Source organism: Parvibaculum sp. (assembly GCF_030651915.1).
Classification (GTDB): domain Bacteria; phylum Pseudomonadota; class Alphaproteobacteria; order Parvibaculales; family Parvibaculaceae; genus Parvibaculum.
This window is the reverse complement of record NZ_JAUSBV010000002.1, coordinates 205,141-223,317: the sequence shown is the minus strand read 5'-3', so window position 1 is coordinate 223,317 and position 18,177 is coordinate 205,141. Positions and strand designations below refer to the sequence as shown.

The window sequence follows — 18,177 nt, the reverse complement described above, 5'->3', positions numbered from 1 at the left end:
TCCCTCTTGCCCGCGCCGCCGCTTCGCGCGCGCCATCCTGCTTTGCCGGTAGCACCGGCCCTACCGGCCGGGCCTCGCCCCAAATCCGCGGAAAGATTCGCTTTCCGGAACCCCGCCCGCCGGCATCACTACCGGGTAGGGCCACATTTTCAATCGTTACAATCGGTTAGAAGATTCTGTTAAGAGTCTTCAGACCACGGATTAAGTTAATACGCGAAGCTCACGCGGCGCTGCGCCGGATCGCCCGTTCGCGCTGAATCATTTCGGCGGCAAGCTTCATATAGGCCTTGCTGCCGGCACAGCGATGGTCATAGACCAGCGCCGGCTTGCCATAGGAAGGTGCTTCCGAGATGCGCACATTGCGCGGAATGACGGTGCGATAAACCTTGTCGCCGAGATGCGTGCGCACATCGGTTGCAACCTGGTCGGACAGCTTGTTGCGCTGGTCGAACATGGTCAGCACGATGCCCTGGATCTCGAGGCGCGGATTGAGGCTGGTCTTGACGCGTTCGACCGTGCGCAGCAACTGACTCAAACCTTCCAGCGCGAAGAACTCGCACTGCAGCGGCACCAGAATGGCGTCGGCCGCCGTCATCGCATTGATGGTCAGAAGATTGAGCGATGGCGGGCAGTCGATCAGCAGATATGAATAGGGCCGCATCGTTATCTGCGCTTCGGCTTCGCTGATTTCGCGCTTTTTACCATGACGCGGCATCCGCGCCAGCGCATCGCGCAGACGGTGCGAGCGGCGCGGCACCGAAGCAAGCTCCAGCTCGGCGCCAAGCAGATCCATCGTGGACGGAACAATATCGAGGCCCGGCACCTGGGTCGGGACAACTGCATCTTCGATCAGCGCCGCACCGATCAGCACATCATAGGCCGACACCTTGCGTTCGGCGCGGCCAATGCCGAGGCCGGTGCTGGCATTGCCTTGCGGATCGAGATCGACAATCAGCACACGCTCGCCGACGGCGGCAAGCGCGGTGCCGAGATTGATGGCGGTCGTCGTTTTACCTACACCGCCCTTCTGATTGGCGACCACCAGAATGCGCGGGCGATCCGTGGACGGAGCAAGTAGTCCCGAGGTCGTGCTTGCCGGGCGCGGTGTTTCATTGCCGACAGCAGCGCTTAACGCCTTGTCGATCGGGCGGTTGTCTCTCGCGGTGTTATCCGGCTGGTCCATAGAGGCCTCGCAGCTTCAACACCAAACCGGAAGGGTCCGACTGGCTGGGGGAAATCTCGGCGTCAAATATCCACCCTTTACGCGCCTCCGTCAATTCGGCTTCAAGCCCCTGCCCCTTCAGAAACAGGCCGATTGTCTGCGGTCCGAAAAGCGGCGCGGCCCAGGACAAGAGCTTGTCGAGCGGCGCCAGCGCCCGGGCCGAGACAATATCGGGCTTCAGCCCGCTTTCGATGGCAAAATCCTCAATGCGCCGGTTGTGAACCTCAACCGGCGCCCCGGTCTCCCGCGCCACTTCGCGCAGAAAGACGCATTTCCGCTGGTCGCTTTCAACCAGATGCATGGTGAAATCGCGTATATCTTTTAGCATAATCGCGACAACCAGCCCCGGAAAACCGCCGCCGCTGCCAAGATCGGCCCAAATCCGGGGATTTTCGGGGGCCAATGCCACCAACTGGGCGGAATCGAGCATATGCCGGCGCCAGAGCCCGGAAAGCGTCGCCGAAGAGACCAGATTGATCGATTTCTGCCACTTCCGCAGCAGGGTCTCGTAGAGCACCAGACCCTCGATTGTTTCACGTGAAACATGCATGGCGGCGGAAAAGGATTCCGCATCAATGACTTGCGACCCGTCAGACACTATATGTTGGGACATACCGGGTCATGCCCCTCAAGCACTGCGCTTTTGTTTCACGTGAATCATTAACGTGGTCAGCGCTGCAGGCGTTACCCCGTCGACCCTGGCGGCCTGTCCGAGCGTCGCCGGGCGGGCGGCGGCAAGCTTCTGACGCACCTCGATCGACAGGCCCATGATACCGGCATAATCGATCCCGGCGGGCAGGCGCAGCCCCTCATCCTTGCGAAAGGCCCGGATGTCGGATTCCTGCCGGTCTAGATAGCCTGCATATTGCGCCTCGATCTGAAGCTGCTCGGTGACGTCCGGATCGAAGCCGCCGATCTCCGGCCAGATGCCGGCCAACACGTCCATGTCGATCTCCGGATAGGCCAGAAGCTCCATGGCCGAACGGGAGACCCCATCCTGGTTGATCCTGAGCCCCTTTTTGACCAGGGCACTGGGGCTGAGACGCGCCGCCTCGCAGAGCAGCCGCGCCGCATCCAGCGCCCTCTGCTTGGCCGAGAAGACCTCGGCCCGCGCCGTCCCGACAATGCCGGCCGAAATCCCAAGCCCGGTCAGCCGCCGGTCGGCATTGTCGGCCCGGAGCGTCAGCCGGTATTCGGCCCGCGAAGTGAACATCCGATAGGGCTCGCTGACGCCGCGGGTGATCAGATCGTCGATCATGACGCCGATATAGGCCTGCGAGCGGTCGAGGACGAGAGGCGCCGAACCGCCCGCCGAAAGCGCCGCATTGAGGCCGGCCATCAGGCCTTGCGCCGCCGCTTCCTCATAGCCGGTGGTGCCATTGATCTGCCCGGCCAAATAAAGCCCCGGCAGGCGCCTAGTCTCGAGCGTGGCCCTGAGCTCGCGCGGATCGATATAGTCGTATTCAATGGCGTAGCCGGCCCGCCGCATGACCACATGCTCGAGCCCGGGAATGGTCTTCAGAAAGGCCAGCTGGACCTCTTCGGGCAGCGCCGTCGAAATCCCGTTCGGATAGATCGTGTCGTCGTCGAGGCCTTCCGGTTCGAGGAAAATCTGGTGGCTGTCGCGTTCGCGGAAGCGCACCACCTTGTCCTCGATCGAGGGGCAGTAGCGCGGACCGACACCTTCGATCTGGCCCGAATAGACCGGTGAGAACCGGAGATTGTCCTCGATGATCCGGTGCCCGGCTTCGGTGGTCCGGGTGATGTGGCAATTGACCTGCGGCGTCGTGATCGCGCGGGTCAGGAAGGAGAACGGAACCGGCGGCGTGTCGCCGGGCTGAACCTCAAGCGCGCCCCAGTCGATGGTCGAGCCGTCGAGCCGCGGCGGCGTCCCGGTCTTCAACCGGCCAAGCTGGAAGCCAAGGCTGTAGAGACGCTCGGACAGACCCAGCGCCGGCGCCTCCCCCACCCGCCCGGCCGGGATGCGCGTGGTCCCCAGATGGATCATGCCCCTGAGAAAGGTGCCGGTGGTCAGCACAACCCTGCCCGCCCGGAAGCTGCGGCCATCCTCGGTAACGACACCGGCAACCGCGCCATCTTCAACCAGCAGATCGCCGACCCCGGCTTCGATCACGGTCAGGTTGGAATGATTCAGAATCGCATCCTGCATCGCCTCGCGATAGAGGCGGCGATCGGCTTGAGCGCGCGGGCCCCGAACTGCCGGTCCCTTGCGGCGATTGAGCAGCCGGAACTGGATGCCGGCGGCATCGGCAACGCGACCCATCAGCCCATCCAGCGCATCGACCTCGCGCACCAGATGACCCTTGCCCAGACCGCCAATGGCCGGGTTGCAGGACATCTCGCCGATGGTCGCGATCTTGTGGGTGACAAGCGCCGTGCGCGCCCCGGCGCGCGCCGCCGCCGAGGCTGCCTCGCAGCCGGCATGGCCGCCGCCGATCACAATGACGTCGAAGCTCTGCATCGAAAGTCCTGACGAAAGAGAAGTACTTGCGGCCGTAAGAACGGATTCGAGCGCCCACGCGTCAGAGCTTTAGTCGCTGGCGCGCCGGCCGTCAAACTTTTCGATGACCTGCCGCTGGCTGGATGAAGAGTCGCGCACAAGTCTTTGAGAAGGAATCGGATTCGGGCGTTCTTCATGTTTCACGTGAAACAGGGGAGTGCGGCTCCCCCTCACCCTTCCCACTGACGCGGCTTCGCCGCATCAGCGGGCCCCTTCCCTCTCCCCGATGGGGAGAGGGAATTTACGAGATCGACGCCCTTGTCCCTCTCCCCTCCGGGGAGAGGGAGGGAGCGGGCGTCAGCCCGCGGAAGGGTGAGGGGTCTTCCTCACTTCCCGATGCAGAAGTCTCGAAAGATCACGTCGAGCAATTCCTCGACATCGACGCGGCCGGTGATGCGGCCGAGGGCGCGGGCGGCGAGGCGGAGATCCTCGGCGACAAGATCAGCGTCGCTGCCCTGCCCGGCCCGAGCCAGCGCCGCGGCACATTCGGCCAGACCCTCGCGGTGGCGGGCCCGCGTGATGACGGGATGTTCGCTCGCCTCGAAAGCCGAACCGACGCGCGCCTTGAGCGCTGCTTCAAGCGCCTCGAGGCCGGCACCGGTAGCGGCCGAAACACCAATGACGCCGGGCGGCGGCTCGGCGCCGAGATCGATCTTGTTGAGCACCTTGATGTCGCCCGCCCGGGCCAGCGCGAAATCGCCGGCATCGGGCGCGGCGACGACAAGCCGCAGATCGGCCTTCTCGGCACGCGCCAACGCCCGCCTGACCCCTTCCCGCTCGACCGTGCCGATGGCCTCGCGCAGCCCCGCCGTGTCGGCCAGCGTCACCGGTACCCCGCCAATATCGAGCCGCACTTCGAGAACATCGCGCGTCGTGCCGGCCTCATCGGCAACGATGGCGGCCTCACGCCCCGCCAGCCGGTTCAACAGGCTCGACTTGCCGACATTGGGCGGTCCAACGATTGCCACCTCGATACCGTCGCGCAAAAGCTCGCCGCGTCTTCCATCGTCGAGATGCGCCCCGATTTCGGACTGGAGCCGCGCGATTTCGGGGCCCAGTTTGGCGATCAGGTCGCCCGGTACTTCCTCGTCGGGAAAATCAATCTCGGCCTCGGCGTAAGCCAGCGCCCGCAGCAGCCGCGCCCGCCAGCCCTCATAAAGTTTGCCGAGCGCGCCTTCCATCTGCCGGAGCGCCTGCAGGCGCTGCGCTTCGGTCTCGGCCTCGATCAGATCGGCAAGGCCTTCGACCTCGGTCAGATCGAGCTTGCCGTTCTCGAAGGCGCGGCGGGTGAACTCGCCGGGCGCGGCGGCACGCAGGCCCGGCAGGCGCGCCAGCGCCGCAAGAACACCGGCAACGACCGCGCGGCCGCCATGCAGATGCAGCTCGACGACATCCTCGCCGGTGAAACTGGCCGGCGCCGGAAAGAAGATCGCCAGACCCCGATCGATCGGTGCTTGCGTTTCGGGATCGATGAAACGGCGCAAACTCGCGGCGCGCGGCGGCGGCACGCCCGCCCCCGTCAGCGCTTCAAGCGCAGGCACCGCATGCGCTCCCGAGACGCGCAACACGGCAACGCCGGCGCGGCCCGGCGCTGTCGACAGGGCGTAAATCGTTTCCAATCCGAATCGATCCGTTGCTTGCGGCTCTAGGATTCTTTCTTCGTGCCGTCTTTTTTCGACGAAGGCTTCTTCGCCCCGCCCATCGCCGATTGCGCCATCCCCCACAAGAGGCTCTGGAACTGTTCGAGCCCCTGCGCACCGACCGGCATGATCGCCTTCACGATCTGCTCGGGATCGATATAGGACATGTTGGAGGCCATGCGTTTCTCGAGCTCGGCGATCAGGCGCTGCTGCATCGGCTCGAGATCCGGCAGGCCCATCAGGCGCCGTGCTTCCACCGGCGTCAGTTCGACATCGATCGTGACTTTCATTGCCTTGATCTCTTTCTCGACGGGGCGGTTCTTATGCCCCACATTGCCGCAACAAATCAGTTCATCTCCTCGAGTCAATCGCCCGGAAGGCCCGATGTCACGCAATTTCCTGAAAGACGAGACAAGTCCCTATCTGCTGCAGCACAAGGACAATCCGGTGCACTGGCATCCCTGGGGCGAGGCGGCGCTCGAAGCGGCGCGTGCGACCGGCAAGCCGATCCTGCTCTCGGTCGGCTATGCGGCCTGTCACTGGTGCCATGTGATGGCGCATGAAAGCTTCGAGGATGCGGGCGTGGCGGCGGTGATGAATGCGCATTTCGTCAACATCAAGGTCGACCGCGAGGAACGCCCCGATATCGACGCGATCTACATGTCGGCGCTGCATCTGCTCGGCCAGCAGGGCGGCTGGCCGCTGACCATGTTCCTGACGCCGGACGGCGAACCCTTCTGGGGCGGTACCTATTTTCCGAAGGAGCCGAATTACGGACGGCCGGGTTTCGTCCATGTGCTGGAGGAAGTGGCGCGCCTCTTCCGCGAGGAACCGGAAAAGATCGACAAGAACCGCAAGGCGCTGGTGGCGGCACTCGCCGAACAATCGGCGACCGCACGGCCGGGCGAGCCGACCGACGAGGTGCCGCTGATCGTCGCCGAAAAACTGCTGCCGATGATGGATGGCGAGAATGGCGGCATAAAGGGCGCGCCGAAATTTCCGCAAGTGCCGATCCTGACGCTGCTCTGGCGCGCGCATCTGAAAACCGGCCGCGCCGATTTCTCGCAAGCGGTGACGCGCGCCCTCGACCATATGTCGGAAGGCGGCATCTACGATCATCTGGGCGGCGGCTATGCGCGCTACTCGGTCGACGAATTCTGGCTGGCGCCGCATTTCGAAAAGATGCTCTACGACAATGCGCTGCTGATCGAATTGCTGACCATGGTCTGGCAGGAAACGCGCAAGCCGCTTTACGCGCGCCGCGTCCGCGAGACCATCGAATGGATCGCGCGCGAGATGGTTGTCGAAGGTGGCGGGATGGCGGCGTCGCTTGATGCCGACAGCGAGGGCGTCGAGGGCAAGTTCTATGTCTGGTCGGAAGCCGAGATCGACAATCTGTTCACGCCAGCGGAAGCCGACCTCTTCAAGGCGGCCTACAATGTCTCGGCCGAGGGCAATTGGGAGGAGACCAATATTCTCAATCGGCTGGCGCGCGCGGATCTGCCGCTGACGGCCGAAGAAGAAGCCGCACTCGAGCCGTTGAAGGCACGCGCCTTTGTCGAGCGCGACCTGCGCGTCCATCCGGGCTTCGACGACAAGGTGCTGGCCGACTGGAACGGCATGGCGATCGCCGCCCTGGCGCGCGCCGGCGCCGCCTTCGGCGAGGCCGACTGGGTGGCGATGGCGGCGTCCGCTTTCCGCTTCGTGATCGAGACGATGCGTATCGATGGACGCCTGCACCATGCCTGGCGCGAGGGCCGCTTGCAGCATATCGCCATGGCCGACGATCTGGCCAATATGGCGGCGGCAGCATTGGCGCTCAACGAAGCGACCGGCGACGGAACCTATATCGAGGCAGCCGAAAGCCTTGTCGCCGAACTCGACGCCCATTACCGCGACGAGACGAATGGCGGCTATTTCTTCACCGCCGACGACGCCCCGGCCTTGATCGTCCGTAGACGGACGGTTGCCGACGATGCGACGCCGGCCGCCAACGGCACAATGCCCGGCGTGCTGGCGAGGCTGGCGCTCATGACCGGCAAGCCCGCCTACATGACCCGCGCCGACGAGATCATCCGCGCCTTTGCCGGCGAGCTGCAGCAGAACATCTTTCCACTCGGCACTTACATTGCCAGCTTCGAGACGCGGCTCCGGCCGGTGCAGATCGTGCTGGTGGGAACGCATGAAGAGACGGCCCCCCTCGCCCGCGCCGCTTTCAGCGTCTCGCTGCCCAATCGCGTGCTGATGCGGGTGGTGGATGGCGCCGCCCTGCCCGACGGCCATCCGGCGCGCGGCAAAGGGAAACTCGACGGACAACCCACGGCTTATGTCTGTGCCGGCGAAACCTGCTCGCTGCCGCTGACGGAAGCGGATGCGCTTGAGGCGGAGCTGCGGCGGGTGCGGGCGGGATAAGGCCTCGGTCCTACGGCGCCACGGAAGACTCACCGCGACAAATGTTCTACAATCGTTCCGAATCTCCTTCAGGAACACAGCCAGATGACAGACGACAAACCTGGTTCGAAGAGGCTCGCAAATACGGCCTTCGAGAGCGCCCTGGGAAAGATGGGCGATGGCCCTATCGAACGGCTTATTAGCAGCTTCGAAAATGCGGCCCAAGCGGATGACGACGGCGTTGAGTTTTGGGACGCTCGCGACCTTCAAGAGCTTCTCGAATACAGCAAATGGGACAATTTTCTCGAAGTCATCCAGAAGGCCAAATCCGCATGTCTCGGGACCGGTCAGAAGGTCGAAAACCATTTTGCCGACGTCAGGAAAATGGTCTCGATCGGCTCAGGCGCTGAGCGAGAAATTGAGGATATTCGGCTCACAAGGTACGCCTGCTACCTGGTCGCTCAAAATGGCGACGCTCGAAAGCGGCCCGTTGCCTTTGCGCAGACTTACTTTGCCATCCAGACTCGCCGGCAGGAGATTGCAGACGACGATGCCGCCCAATACATGCCCCTTTCCGAGGAGCAAAAGCGCCTCCTTCTGAGGGACGAGATTAAGGAACACAATAAAAACCTGGCCAGCGCAGCCAAGGGGGCCGGGGTGATACAGCCCATTGATTTCGCGATATTCCAGACCTTTGGATACAAAGGGCTATATGGAGGCTTGGACCGTCCTGGTATCCAGCGGAAAAAGGGGCTTAGAGCCAAGCAAAATATTCTGGATCACATGGGCAGCACAGAACTTGCCGCCAACCTGTTTCGCGCAACTCAAACTGAGGAAAAACTTCGGCGAGACAAAATTCGGGGAAAGGAAGCGGCCAACGCCGCTCACTACGACGTCGGCAAGAAAGTGCGCGATACGATCCGAGACATCGGCGGCACAATGCCCGAAAATTTGCCACCCGCCGAGGACATTACAAAGGTCGAACGTCGACAAAAAAAGGCGCTAGATCGCCCCGTTAAAAAGATAAAATAGCGGGCTGCGCTCACCGCGGAACTCATCCGCGTCCGCCTGAGCCGTCAAAGCCCGGCGGCCACGCGCCGGGCACCGTCGAGAATGACGGGCGTGAAGGGCAGCGGCTCGGCCGGCACCTGGCTCGACGGCGCCAGATCGAGACCCCACCAGCCGACATCGCGCCAGGCACCGAACTTGAAACCGACTTCCGGATAGATGCCGATCGGCTTGAAGCCCTGTGCTTCATGCAGGCCGATACTGGCCGCATTGGGCAGCGTGATGCCGCCATAAACGCGGTGATAGCCCTGCGCCCGCAGCGCCGCGAAGAGCACCGCGTAAAGCGCCGTGCCGATGCCCTGCCGATGCGCCTCGCGGCCGAGATAGATGCCGGCATCGACCGACCAGCGATAGGCGGCGCGCGCGCGATGCGGGCTCGCATAGGCATAACCGGTCACGTGGCCTTCGGCCTCGTGGACGAGCCAGGGGAGGCCGGGCAGCGTGTTGGCGATCCGCTCCGCCATCTGCACGGCGTCCGGCGCGACGGCCTCGAAGGAGATCACGGTGTCCTCGACATAGGGCGCATAGATATTGGCGATCGCGGCGGCGTCGTCGCGCGTCGCGGTGCGGATGGAAGTGACGGCCGTTTCCTTTGCAGCGCTCATCGGGTTCTCCCTTGCCGGCGACCAGTATATCCCGTGCCGCGTGGCGCGGCTCACCGCTGAACGCGTCCCCGCCCGCGCGGCGTGACGCCGCTCATCGCCGTTGCCGGCAACCCGGCCTCTTCGCGGATCCAGTTGCGGAAGGCCTGCACCTTTGGCTTTGCGGCGCTGCGTTCGGGATAGACCAGCCAATAGGCTTCCTCGTCCGGCATTTCGAATTCGAACAGGCGGATCAGCCGCCCCTCGGCGAGATCGGCCATCGCCAGCGTGTCATTGGCGAGCGCCACGCCCTGCCCGCCGGCCGCTGCCTGCAGCGCCAGCGAGGCCTCGATGAAAAGCGGACCCCTGGCCGCCCAGCGCGGGTTCCGAACGCCCGCCCCTTCGAGCCATGAGAGCCAGTGCTGCATCGTCTCCTCATGCAGCAGCGGATAGTTCCTGAGGTCTTCCGGTTTGCGGATCGGCTTTTTCGGATCGAGCAGCGACGGTGCGCAGACCGGATAGACGGTCGCCTCGAAGAGTTTTTCGGCGATCGCATCGGGCCAGCCGCCCAGCCCGTAGCGCACGCCGATATCGACATCCTCGCGCTCGAAATCGACGACGTCGGAAGATGGCAGCAGCCGGAGCTCGATCTCGGGATGGGCGCGATGGAACTTGCCGAGACGCAGCACCAGCCAGCGCGCCGCGAAGGAGGGCTCGACCGACACCGTCAGCGCGGCGCTGTCGCGGGCACCCGCCTGCGCCCAGCCCTCGGCCATCTGGTCGAAAGCGGCGGTCAGCACCGGCAGCAGCCGTGCCCCGCGCTCGGTCAGTTCGACGGCACGGCCGGTGCGGTGAAACAAGGCGGCGCCGAGCTCTTCTTCCAAGGCCCGGATCTGATGGCTGACCGCCGCATGGGTGACGCCGAGTTCGTCGGCGGCGCGCGAAAAACTGCCATGCCGGGCGGCCGCCTCGAAGGCGCGCAGGGCTTTCAGCGAAGGCAGGCGGCGGCTGGACATATGTTAGTTTTTCTAACTTCTGCGTTGCAAAAAGATCGTTTGATAAAGGCCACACCAAGGCGCATATCACCCATAGATACTAGACCGAATGGTGAATAAAATGAACATCCTTGCCACCTATGCCACAAGCTATGTCGCCGCCTGCGACCTGGCGCTGTCCGCTCGCAGCGAACAGACGGCCGGCAAGCACGCCGATGCCGCCGCAAAAGCGCGCGGCCTGAGCCGCTTCTTCCTTTTCGGCGCCCGCGCCGAAACCGCGAAAGCCGCCTGAAAACCTGCCGCTTTCCCTCGATTTGACGGCTGAGGATCGCCCGGGCCATTTGCGTTCCCACGGGAACGCAAATGGCTCCGGATTCCTTTGTTTGGTCGCATTTTCTACGGTCAACCGGCCTCCACTTGACCGGAAAATGCTCTAGAGTCCCGGCTCTGACGTTCCCCCGTTGACGATCAAGGAGGCCGGCCATGAGCGGCGAGACGATTGCGATCGAAACCCCGGATGGAAACTTCTCGGGCTATCTGTCGAAACCGGCCGGCGGCAAGGGCCCGGGCATCGTCGTCATCCAGGAGATTTTCGGCGTCAATAAAGTGATGCGCGATCTCTGCGACGGGCTGGCGGGCCAGGGCTATATGGCGCTCTGCCCCGATCTCTTCTGGCGCATCGAGCCCGGCATCGACATCACCGATCAGAGCGAAGCCGAATGGAAACAGGCCTTCGATCTCTTCGGCAAATTCGATGTCGACAAGGGCGTCAAGGACATCGCCGCCACCATCCGCACGCTGCGTCCGCTGTCATCCGGCAAGGTCGGCACGGTCGGCTATTGCCTTGGCGGCCAGCTCGCCTATCTCGCCGCCTGCCACACCAGCACCGATGCCTCGGTCGGCTATTACGGCGTCAACATCCAGAACCGCCTCGACGATGCCACGGGCATCAAGAAACCGCTGATGCTGCATATCGCCGGCAAGGACGAATTCGTGCCGCCGGAAGCGCAGGAGGCGGTCGTCAAGGGTCTGCACGACAACACCCATGTGACGATCCATCGCTATCCGCAGATGGACCATGCCTTCGCCAGGCCCGGCGGCGCGCATTACGACAAGGCGGCCGCCGAGGAGGCCAACGACCGGACGCTGAAATTCTTCGCCCGGCATCTGGGCTGACGCGCAAACGCGAAGCGGGGGCCGCAGGATGTCGCTTGAACTCTATCTGGGCTTCATCGTCGCCACCCTGATCCTCTGCGTGATCCCGGGGCCGGTCGTGACCTATCTGGTCGCCTGCGGCATCCGCCAGGGCCCGCGCGCCGCGATGATCGGACTTGCCGGCACGACGACAGCGCTTTGCGTTCACATGACGCTGACGGTGCTGGGACTGGCGCCGCTGCTGGCCGCCCTCGGGCCTTGGGGCGAAGCACTGAAACTGATCGGCGCCGCCTATCTGGTCTGGATCGGCATTGCCGCCTTCCGCGCGCCCTACGAAGACCCGAACCTGCCGGCGCAACGGCGCAAGACCGACAGCCACGCCGCGCTCTACCGCCGCGGCTTTCTGATTTCGGTCACCAATCCGAAGACGCTGGCTTTCTACGCGGCCTTCTTTCCGCAGTTCATCAGTCCCGCCGCGCCGGCAATGCCGCAGCTCCTCTTGCTCGCCGCCACCTTCATCGCCATCGGCACCTTGTCGGACGGCGCTTTCGGCCTCGCCGCCGGCAAGCTGGCACCCTGGCTGAAAAGCGAACGCGCGCAGGCCATCCGCAACCGCATCACCGGTTCGGTGCTGATCGGCGCCGGCATCGGCCTGGCACTGGCACGCAAATGACAACGACCAATTGAAATGACAGGGAAAGAAGCAGATGAGCATCCGCAAGATCAAGGCGATCCGCATCGAGAAAACCGGCGGGCCGGAGACGATGGCCCTGCATGAGATCGAACTCGCAGGCCCGAAGCCCGGCGAGGTGCAGGTGCGCGCCAAAGCCATCGGCATCAACTTCATCGACACCTATCACCGCTCGGGACTTTATCCGGTGGCGCTGCCGTCGGGCATCGGCATGGAAGCGGCGGGCATTGTCGAAGCCGTCGGCGACGGCGTGACGCATCTGAAGGCCGGCGACCGCGTCGCCTATGGCTCGGGCCCGATCGGCGCCTATGCCGAAATGCACAACGTCAACGCCGGTTCGGTGGTCAAGGTCCCCGGCGCGGTTTCGGACGAGGCCGCCGCCGCGATGATGCTGAAAGGCCTGACCGCGCAGTTCCTCTTGCGCCAGACCTTCCGCGTCGAGAAAGGCCAGACGATCTTGTGGCATGCAGCCGCCGGCGGCGTCGGCCTGATCGCCTGCCAATGGGCCAAACATCTCGGCGCCACCGTCATCGGCACGACGAGCTCGGAAGAAAAGGCCGCCCTCGCCCGCGCCCATGGCTGCGATCATGTGATCGACTACACCAAGGAAGACGTGGCGGCGCGGGTCAAGGAAATCACCGGCGGCAAAAAAGTGCCGGTCGTCTATGACGGCGTCGGCAAGGCAACCTTCATCGGCTCGCTCGACAGTCTGGCGCCTTTGGGCCTGCTCGTTTCCTTCGGCAATGCCTCGGGCCCGGTGACCGGCGTCGATCTCGGCATCCTGGCGCAGAAGGGTTCGCTCTTCGTCACCCGCCCGACCATGTTTCACTACATGGCAAAAACGCCGACGGCCTTTCAGGAAATGGCCGACGATCTTTTCGCCGTGGTCGCCTCGGGCGCGGTCAAGATCGAAATCAACCAGCGCTATGCGCTGGGCGAAGCGGCCCGCGCCCATCTCGATCTCGAGGGGCGCAAGACGACGGGCGCCAGCGTGCTGGTGCCGTGAGAATGGACGCATGATCGAGGGACGCTGCCTCTGCGGCGCGGTGCGTTTCGCGATCCGTGGCGGGATGAGCGGCATCGTCATCTGTCATTGTTCGATGTGCCGCAAGGCGGCGGGCGGTGCCGCCGGCGCCTTCTTCGTCGCGCGGCGCGACGAGGTCACTTGGACCGGCGCGGAATATCTCACCAGTTACAAAAGCTCGCCGGAACTTGTGCGCGCCTTCTGTTTGCGCTGCGGCTCGGCGATGACCGGCGCCAATCTCGTCGAACCCGACGAGACGATCATCCTTGCGGCAAGCGCGCTTGACGGCGACATTGCGGCGCGTATTGTCGCGCAGGAACATCTCGTCGCGCGCGCTTCATGGGACGCGGACAGCGAAAAGGCGCCGCATTTCGACGGCGCCTTTCCGGATTGGGAAACCTTGCGGCCCTGAGCCTCAGGTGTTCATCGAGTCGAAGAACTCGCCGTTGTTCTTGGTCTGCTTGAGCTTGTCGAGCAGGAACTCGATGGCATCGACCGTGCCCATCGGATTGAGGATGCGGCGCAGCACATACATTTTCGACAGCTGACCCTTCTCGACCAGCAGCTCTTCCTTGCGGGTGCCCGACTTCAGAATGTCGATCGCCGGGAAGACGCGCTTGTCGGCGACCTTGCGGTCGAGAATGATTTCCGAGTTACCGGTGCCCTTGAACTCCTCGAAGATGACTTCGTCCATGCGCGAGCCGGTATCGATCAGCGCCGTCGCGATGATGGTCAGCGAGCCGCCTTCCTCGATATTGCGCGCCGCGCCGAAGAAGCGCTTCGGGCGCTGCAGCGCATTGGCGTCGACACCGCCGGTCAGCACCTTGCCGGATGAGGGTACGACTGTGTTGTAGGCGCGGCCGAGACGGGTGATCGAGTCGAGCAGGATGACGACGTCGCGGCCGTGCTCGACCAGGCGCTTGGCCTTTTCGATGACCATTTCAGCGACCTGGACATGGCGGGTCGCCGGTTCGTCGAAGGTCGAGGAAATGACCTCGCCCTTCACCGAGCGCTGCATGTCGGTGACTTCTTCCGGCCGTTCGTCGATCAGGAGCACGATCAGATAGCAATCGGGATGATTGGTCGTGATCGAATGGGCGATGTTCTGCAGCAGCACCGTCTTGCCGGTGCGCGGCGGCGCGACAATCAATCCGCGCTGGCCTTTGCCGAGCGGCGCCACGATATCGATGATGCGGCACGACCGGTCTTTCAGCGTCGGATCGTCGACTTCCATCTCGAGCTTTTCGTCGGGATAGAGCGGCGTCAGATTGTCGAAATGAACCTTGTGGCGGGCCTTGTCGGGGCTCTCGAAATTGACCGTCGAAACTTTCAGCAGGGCAAAATAGCGCTCGCCATCCTTGGGGCTGCGGATCTCCCCTTCGACCGTGTCGCCGGTGCGGAGCGAAAAGCGCCGGATCTGTGAGGGCGAGACGTAGATGTCGTCGGGCCCCGGCAGGTAATTGGCTTCCGGCGAGCGCAGGAAGCCGAAGCCGTCCGGCAGCACCTCGACCACGCCTTCGCCGATAATGTCGATATTCTGTTCGGCATATTGCTTCAGGATCGCGAACATCATGTCCTGCGTCCGGAGCGTCGAGGCATTCTCGACTTCGAGTTCCTCGGCCAGCGCCAGAAGATCGGTTGGCGATTTGGCCTTGAGGTCCTGCAGCTTGATCTGCGTCATCGGCTTGAAAGGTCTTTCTCTGGGAGTTGCCGCCGGGGGCCGCTTTTTGGGCCGGGAGACGGGCGGAACTTGAAGGGCGGAAGGGGGTCGTCGGGATGATTATCTGTTGGGAAAGCAGGCCTTCGCTCTCTCCGCCGTCGCACGAGAAGGGCTGACCCTTGCGGATTTTGGGCCTTGTGCACGGTCTTCTGGCCGCCGCCGATCGAGGGCTTGGGCCGGGAAAGGACTTGAAAGAAGGCCGCCGGAAGAAATCCGGCTTGGCATCGATATAAGACCAACCGCACAGAATTTCAACGGAAATTGGTGCCGGCGCCGGCGTTGTCCCTAGAACGGCTTCGCCACCGCCAGCAACACGATGAAAATGACCAGAACCGGCGGCGCCTCGTTGACGATCCGGTAAAACCGCGCATCGCGGCTGTTTTCGTCGCGTTCGAATTGCTTGCGCCAGCGCGAAAACATGCCGTGCAAGCCGGACATCACGACGATCAGGACGAGCTTTGCCTGCATCCAGACATCCCAGATGAGCCCCGGATTGAGGGCCAGCATCGCGATGCCGAAGACGAAGGTTGCGATCATCGCCGGGTTGATGATCCCGCGCAGCAGACGCCGCTCCATGATCTTGAAGGTCTCGGACTTGTCGGAGCCAGGCGCGCTCTCGGCGTGATAGACGAAAAGCCGCGGCAGATAGGCCATGCCCGCCATCCAGAAGATCACCGAGATGATGTGGAGCGCCTTGATCCAGACATAGTAGCCGGCGAGGAAATCCATCAGGCCACCATCTCGAGTCTGAGCTTCGCGGTGCAGGGATACCCCGCCGCCTCTTCCGGGCAGAGAATTTCGCGTTCCGACCGCGCCGCCCGCACAAGGCCGGCCAGCGCGGCGATGAAATCGGGATGAACGCCCAGTGCCGGCACGCGGTTATAGGCCGGAACGCCGCTTTCGGCGGCGAGTTTCGCATATTCGATGTCGAGCTCGACCAGCGTTTCGGAATGTTCGGACACGAAAGCGACCGGCACCACGATCAACCGCTTGCCCTCGGCGCCGGCGCGCCCGATTTCTGCCTCGGTCGAAGGTCCGATCCATTCAAGCGGACCGACCCGGCTTTGATAGCAGGTCACCCAGTCGAGATCCGGCTGACCGAGTTTGGCGACGATGGCCGCACAGCTCTGTTCGACCTGGGCCTGATAGGGATCGCCGCCATCGACGATCTTCTTCGGCAAGCCATGGGCTGAAAACAGCACCCGGAGATTTTCCGTCGTGCCGGCTTTCTGAAGCGCTTCGCCAAGCAGTGCCGCATGAGCGGCAATGAAACCATCTTCGGTTGGGTAACAACAAACGGCTTTTGCCGGTAAGGCAAGACCAGCAGCCTTTGCCGCAAGATCCCAATCCTTCAACGACGATTCAGTCGTCGTCGTCGAATATTGCGGATAGAGCGGCAGCAGCACGATTTCATCGGCGCCCCAGGCTGCAACGGCTGCAACCGCTTCATCGGCGAAAGGATGCCAATAGCGCATGGCGAGGAAACAACGATACACGGACTCGCCACTGGCTAAGGCCCCCTCAAGCGCCCGTCCCTGTGCCTCGGTCAGCGGCACCAGCGGCGAACCGCCGCCGATCTCGGCATAAATTTTCTGCGCCACCGGCGCACGCCGCTTCGAGACCAGCTTCGCAATCAGCCAACGAAAAGGTTGCGGCACCCGGATAATGGCCGGATCGCTGAACAGGTTGAACAGGAAAGGTTCGACCGCTTCCGGCCGGTCGGGACCGCCGAGATTGAAAAGCACGATGGCAACCTTGCGCGTCATGGCCGCCAGCCTCGCACGATCTCGACCAGCTCCGCCACATGTTCGGGCGGCGTTTGCGGCACGATGCCGTGTCCGAGATTGAAAATGAACGGCCCCCGCCCGAGCGTGTCGAGAATGGCCAGCGCCTGCCGCCGCATTTCCGGCCCGCCCGCGACCAGCAGCAAGGGATCGAGATTGCCCTGAAGGCAACCGATACTTTGCAGATTGTCGCGCGCCCAGCGCGGCGACATTGCGGTGTCGAGGCTCAGCGCATCAAGCTTGGTCTGGTGGAAGTAATTCGCCGTCATCGGCCCGGCGCCGCGCGGAAAGCCGATCACCGGCAAATCCGGAAAGCGCTGCTTCAACGCGGCGCGGATTTCGATCATCGGCTTGAGGGCGAAGCGCTCGAAGGAGAGTTCCGGCAGCGAGCCTGCCCAGGTGTCGAAGAGTTGCACCACTTCGACGCCCGCCTCGACCTGTGCCGAGAGATGTTCGATGGTGGCAGCGATCAGAAGATCGATCAGCTTCTGAAATTCATCCGGCGCCTTGTAAGCCCACGCCTTCGCCGCCGCCTGGTCGGGCGAGCCTCGACCGCCGACCATATAGGTCGCCACCGTCCAGGGCGCGCCGGCAAAGCCGATCAGCGTCGTTTCCACAGGCAGGCTCACCCGCAAGCGCCGCACGGTCTCGTAGACGGGCTGAAGCTTCTCGCGGATAGCCACAACCGGTTTCAGCGCCGCAACACCGTCGGCATGCGTGATCGGCTCAAGCACCGGCCCCTCGCCTTCCTTGAAAGCAACAGCCTGACCCAGGGCATCCGGGACCACGAGAATATCCGAAAACAGGATCGATGCATCGAAGCCATAGCGGCGGATCGGCTGCAAGGTCACTTCCTCGGCAAAGTCCGGCGTGTAGCAAAGATCGAGGAAACCGCCGGCCTTGGCCCGCACCTTCCGGTACTCCGGCAGATAGCGTCCGGCCTGCCGCATCAGCCAGAGAGGGACGCGATCGACGGGCTCTCGCCGCAATGCTTTCAGAAGCCGCTTTTGATCTGCGCTGGGTGCTTTCACCCGTTCTTTCTCCTACGATTCAAGAATCTTAAAAGTAGTGGATAGTGAAGGATGCCTGTGAATGCCGGGGATCAAATGTTCCCACGAATTTGTCCACAGATCCGGGACGGCGCCGGCACCAACCGCCACAACCCGCCTTTCATGCCACAGGCTGTGACAAATTACAGCCCGGCAAACCGCCGCGCCTTTACTGCCAAGGAGATAGGCTGTGGAGCCAATTCGGTATGCAAGACGTTAATAGTGGGGATAACGTCATCCCGATCCTCCGACCGGCCGGTCATACCCGTTTTGCAAAGCAGAGCGCCGGTTTTCCGCACCGGGGTACGATACCGGGGAGCGAAAACGAAACACGGG

General features: G+C 63.3%; 18 protein-coding genes. 7 read left to right on the top strand and 11 right to left on the bottom strand.

The annotated features are described in order from the left end of the window. Positions 1-220: 220 nt before the first annotated feature. The 5 genes from Q7V31_RS01530 to Q7V31_RS01510 form a co-directional block, all read right to left on the bottom strand. A complete protein-coding gene (locus Q7V31_RS01530; protein ID WP_304732033.1) occupies positions 221-1,183 on the bottom strand; it encodes a ParA family protein in 963 nt (320 codons plus the stop codon). Beyond that, positions 1,167-1,772: a 16S rRNA (guanine(527)-N(7))-methyltransferase RsmG gene (gene rsmG / locus Q7V31_RS01525; protein ID WP_304732031.1), complete on the bottom strand. Its 606-nt coding sequence runs from the start codon at positions 1,770-1,772 to the stop codon at positions 1,167-1,169. Before rsmG ends, Q7V31_RS01530 begins: the two co-directional genes overlap by 17 nt. A 78-nt stretch (positions 1,773-1,850) precedes the next feature. Continuing rightward, the gene (mnmG, locus tag Q7V31_RS01520) at positions 1,851-3,704 is read right to left on the bottom strand and encodes a tRNA uridine-5-carboxymethylaminomethyl(34) synthesis enzyme MnmG (RefSeq protein WP_304732029.1); all 1,854 of its coding nucleotides are present in this window, start codon (positions 3,702-3,704) and stop codon (positions 1,851-1,853) included. 365 nt (positions 3,705-4,069) lie between these two features. Further along, positions 4,070-5,362 carry a tRNA uridine-5-carboxymethylaminomethyl(34) synthesis GTPase MnmE gene (mnmE, locus tag Q7V31_RS01515; RefSeq protein WP_304732027.1) on the bottom strand — a complete coding sequence of 431 codons (1,293 nt, stop codon included), beginning with the start codon at positions 5,360-5,362 and terminating at the stop codon, positions 4,070-4,072. 26 nt (positions 5,363-5,388) lie between these two features. Further along, the gene (locus tag Q7V31_RS01510; protein WP_304732025.1) at positions 5,389-5,673 is read right to left on the bottom strand and encodes a DUF6489 family protein; all 285 of its coding nucleotides are present in this window, start codon (positions 5,671-5,673) and stop codon (positions 5,389-5,391) included. Between the two features lie 94 nt (positions 5,674-5,767). Here Q7V31_RS01510 and Q7V31_RS01505 point away from each other — a divergent pair, with 94 nt between their 5' ends. Beyond that, on the top strand, positions 5,768-7,795 hold the full coding sequence (locus tag Q7V31_RS01505) for a thioredoxin domain-containing protein (RefSeq protein ID WP_304732023.1): 2,028 nt from the start codon (positions 5,768-5,770) through the stop codon (positions 7,793-7,795). 84 nt (positions 7,796-7,879) lie between these two features. Then, a complete protein-coding gene (dinD, locus tag Q7V31_RS01500; protein WP_304732021.1) occupies positions 7,880-8,806 on the top strand; it encodes a DNA damage-inducible protein D in 927 nt (308 codons plus the stop codon). A gap of 44 nt (positions 8,807-8,850) precedes the next feature. On the opposite strand, the gene Q7V31_RS01495 is transcribed toward dinD, so the two are convergent. Then, positions 8,851-9,447: an arsinothricin resistance N-acetyltransferase ArsN1 family B gene (locus Q7V31_RS01495; protein WP_304732020.1), complete on the bottom strand. Its 597-nt coding sequence runs from the start codon at positions 9,445-9,447 to the stop codon at positions 8,851-8,853. 50 nt (positions 9,448-9,497) lie between these two features. Next, positions 9,498-10,439 carry a transcriptional regulator GcvA gene (locus Q7V31_RS01490; RefSeq protein WP_304732016.1) on the bottom strand — a complete coding sequence of 314 codons (942 nt, stop codon included), beginning with the start codon at positions 10,437-10,439 and terminating at the stop codon, positions 9,498-9,500. 100 nt (positions 10,440-10,539) lie between these two features. Here Q7V31_RS01490 and Q7V31_RS01485 point away from each other — a divergent pair, with 100 nt between their 5' ends. The 5 genes from Q7V31_RS01485 to Q7V31_RS01465 all read left to right on the top strand — a co-directional run bounded on the left by Q7V31_RS01485 (position 10,540) and on the right by Q7V31_RS01465 (position 13,700). After that, entirely contained in the window at positions 10,540-10,710 is a 171-nt protein-coding gene (locus tag Q7V31_RS01485) for a hypothetical protein (RefSeq protein WP_304732014.1), read from the top strand. A 191-nt stretch (positions 10,711-10,901) separates the two neighbouring features. Next, positions 10,902-11,594: a dienelactone hydrolase family protein gene (locus tag Q7V31_RS01480; RefSeq protein WP_304732012.1), complete on the top strand. Its 693-nt coding sequence runs from the start codon at positions 10,902-10,904 to the stop codon at positions 11,592-11,594. 28 nt (positions 11,595-11,622) lie between these two features. Then, positions 11,623-12,246 (top strand): LysE family translocator, encoded by a 624-nt coding sequence (locus Q7V31_RS01475; RefSeq protein WP_304732010.1) that lies wholly within the window; start codon positions 11,623-11,625, stop codon positions 12,244-12,246. 34 nt (positions 12,247-12,280) lie between these two features. Then, entirely contained in the window at positions 12,281-13,270 is a 990-nt protein-coding gene (locus tag Q7V31_RS01470; RefSeq protein WP_304732008.1) for a quinone oxidoreductase, read from the top strand. 10 nt (positions 13,271-13,280) lie between these two features. Then, a complete protein-coding gene (locus Q7V31_RS01465) occupies positions 13,281-13,700 on the top strand; it encodes a GFA family protein (protein WP_304732004.1) in 420 nt (139 codons plus the stop codon). A gap of 3 nt (positions 13,701-13,703) precedes the next feature. Here the strand turns inward: Q7V31_RS01465 and rho are convergent, their stop codons facing one another. The 4 genes from rho to hemE all read right to left on the bottom strand — a co-directional run bounded on the left by rho (position 13,704) and on the right by hemE (position 17,823). Then, positions 13,704-14,969, bottom strand: coding sequence for a transcription termination factor Rho (gene rho, locus Q7V31_RS01460; protein ID WP_304732003.1), 1,266 nt, complete (start codon positions 14,967-14,969; stop codon positions 13,704-13,706). A 324-nt stretch (positions 14,970-15,293) separates the two neighbouring features. Then, positions 15,294-15,737, bottom strand: a complete 444-nt coding sequence (gene hemJ / locus Q7V31_RS01455; RefSeq protein WP_304732002.1) for a protoporphyrinogen oxidase HemJ — start codon at positions 15,735-15,737, stop codon at positions 15,294-15,296. Next, positions 15,737-16,774 (bottom strand): ferrochelatase, encoded by a 1,038-nt coding sequence (gene hemH / locus Q7V31_RS01450; RefSeq protein WP_304732000.1) that lies wholly within the window; start codon positions 16,772-16,774, stop codon positions 15,737-15,739. Before hemH ends, hemJ begins: the two co-directional genes overlap by 1 nt. After that, positions 16,771-17,823, bottom strand: coding sequence for a uroporphyrinogen decarboxylase (gene hemE / locus Q7V31_RS01445; RefSeq protein WP_304731998.1), 1,053 nt, complete (start codon positions 17,821-17,823; stop codon positions 16,771-16,773). The genes hemH and hemE overlap by 4 nt, the downstream gene beginning before the upstream one ends. Positions 17,824-18,177: the final 354 nt, after the last annotated feature.